The following is a 1,823-nucleotide window of genomic DNA, read 5'->3' as shown; positions in this document are numbered from 1 at the left end:
CAAATACATCGCCAAGAACATTGATGGCGCCTATTTGGATGACGATGAAGAAGCTGATGCCCCCGCAAATGAGGCAGCCCTGCATGCAGTTACCTGGGCCAGTTGGTGGGGGATCCGCACCTTTCAGCAGATCGGCGGCGCCCCGGTCGGTGTATGGCGCGAACTACGCCGCATCAGCAACGCCAAAAAGCATGGCGATCTGGTGGGTCCACCTAAACCGGTGTTGCAAGACCCACGCTTTGAGGCCGCCCGCTTTGCCGCGGATAACGGCATCTTCCGCTGCTACCTGCAGGCCATGGGCGGCGCCCTAGCGACCCGAGCCGAACACCCCATCAAGTTGGCCCACCTCATCGAGAAGCAGGCCAACGCTTACGGCGAAGACATCAAGCGCCTGATGGGCCTGCACACCGCCCGCCTGGGTGTGCGCACCCGTTTGACCGAGCGGGAAGTGTTGCCTGCCGGTACCTTTGAGGCCACCAAGGCCGCCGATGGTTCGGCTTGGGGTGTTGGGGTTAAGACGGGCGACAGCCCGGCACCTTGGAGCTCTGACAATAACTGTACGGAAGGATCCAAATCAGGGGTTAAAGGATCCATTTTGGCTAAGGAATAGCCCCAAATGGACCTTAACACAAGCAACGCCACCCTGCTGCAACACGGCAGCATCGTCAATGCCGGCGGCCAGTACGTGCGCCTGGTCAGCGATTGGCTGATTGTGACCCGTCACTGGCCAGGTGCTGGCGATGCGGTCGCCAATCAGCTGACCGCCGAGGTCGAGGCCGAACTGGCCCGCAACCGCGCCGCCAGCAGCACCGAGCTGAAAGAGCAGGCCCTCGAGCTGATGCATACCGGCGGCAGAGTCACCGACTGGCTGGCCGCCGCCGAAGAGACGATCGCCATCTTCACCCGCCTGCTGGATGACGAAGAAGACCGGGGCCGCTATCAGCCCATTGAACAGGAGCAGGCCCGCGTCGCGAGCATGCAAGCCGACAATGACCGCCATGAGACGGAGATTGCCAAGGCGCGGGCGCGCCAGGGCTTGGAATAAGGAGAAGGGTATGAACATTGCCCTGAATGAACTGCTGGCACTGGCAGAGAACGCCACCCCGGGCCATAGCGCTGCCAGGGGTTCCCCATGTTTGAGCCGACAGGGTCTTTCGGGGTCCCGGTGGCCGAGCCAAGCAACATCCTGTTTGAGTATGTCAAAAAGCTGGATGCCGAGTTTATCACCGCAGCAAACCCAGCCGTGGTGGCAGACATCATCAAGCGCCTGCAGATCGCGGAAGCGATGAACGCTATGAATCTGCCAAAGCTGGAGCGTCAGCCGGGTAGTTTTATCATTCCGACTGTGAATGAAGAGCGGATGAAAAGCAGGGAAGGCACCCTGAAAGATATGGGGCCGCGATGAAGCAGACGTTCCCACAGCAACAAATCGTCTTCTTGACCAACTGGTTTAAACTCGAATTCCTGGGCGAAAAACAGTTACGGCTGTTGGGCCTTGTCGTCATAGAAGTCCAGAACGGGGCGGAGGGTCGGGCATGAAAGACTGGATTCGCCGCCATTTTGAAGCATGGCTGGTGCTGGTTGCCGCCAAGATTCTGCTCGGACGGAACGTTCATCGCTGCAAGGTCGTGTCTCGCAAGGACAATAACGACATGTGGTACATGGCCGAAAGTCTGGAGCAGATAGCCAAGCGGATGCGGAATAAGTACGAGGGGCCAAGCTCATGACTGACACCATCACCCCGCGCCGACATCGATTGCCTGCTGCCGTATTGCCTTCGGCTCTAGCCCATCATCCAGCAGCACCCGCCGGGATCGGCGGGG

The 1,823-nt window shown here is 59.6% G+C and carries 3 protein-coding genes and 1 pseudogene; all 4 read left to right on the top strand.

The annotated features are described in order from the left end of the window. Positions 1 to 610: pseudogene (locus tag BN1128_RS24165) on the top strand (replication endonuclease); the annotation flags it as partial. A 6-nt stretch (positions 611 to 616) separates the two neighbouring features. Then, a complete protein-coding gene (locus BN1128_RS24160; RefSeq protein WP_052445531.1) occupies positions 617 to 1,045 on the top strand; it encodes a hypothetical protein in 429 nt (142 codons plus the stop codon). Between the two features lie 87 nt (positions 1,046 to 1,132). Next, complete coding sequence (locus tag BN1128_RS16875) at positions 1,133 to 1,405, top strand: hypothetical protein (RefSeq protein WP_042870852.1); 273 nt, start codon at positions 1,133 to 1,135, stop codon at positions 1,403 to 1,405. A gap of 130 nt (positions 1,406 to 1,535) precedes the next feature. Next, positions 1,536 to 1,727: a hypothetical protein gene (locus BN1128_RS16870; protein ID WP_042870850.1), complete on the top strand. Its 192-nt coding sequence runs from the start codon at positions 1,536 to 1,538 to the stop codon at positions 1,725 to 1,727. Positions 1,728 to 1,823 lie beyond the last annotated feature (96 nt).

This window comes from Aeromonas piscicola (assembly GCF_000820005.1).
GTDB lineage: Bacteria > Pseudomonadota > Gammaproteobacteria > Enterobacterales > Aeromonadaceae > Aeromonas > Aeromonas piscicola.
This window is presented reverse-complemented; position numbering and strand designations above follow the sequence as displayed.

Excerpts from the sequence above, each read along its gene's own strand:
- BN1128_RS24160 (WP_052445531.1), top strand. The coding sequence starts at position 617 with ATGGACCTTAACACAAGCAACGCCACCCTGCTGCAACACGGCAGCATC.
- BN1128_RS16875 (WP_042870852.1), top strand. The coding sequence starts at position 1,133 with ATGTTTGAGCCGACAGGGTCTTTCGGGGTCCCGGTGGCCGAGCCAAGC.
- BN1128_RS16870 (WP_042870850.1), top strand. The coding sequence starts at position 1,536 with ATGAAAGACTGGATTCGCCGCCATTTTGAAGCATGGCTGGTGCTGGTT.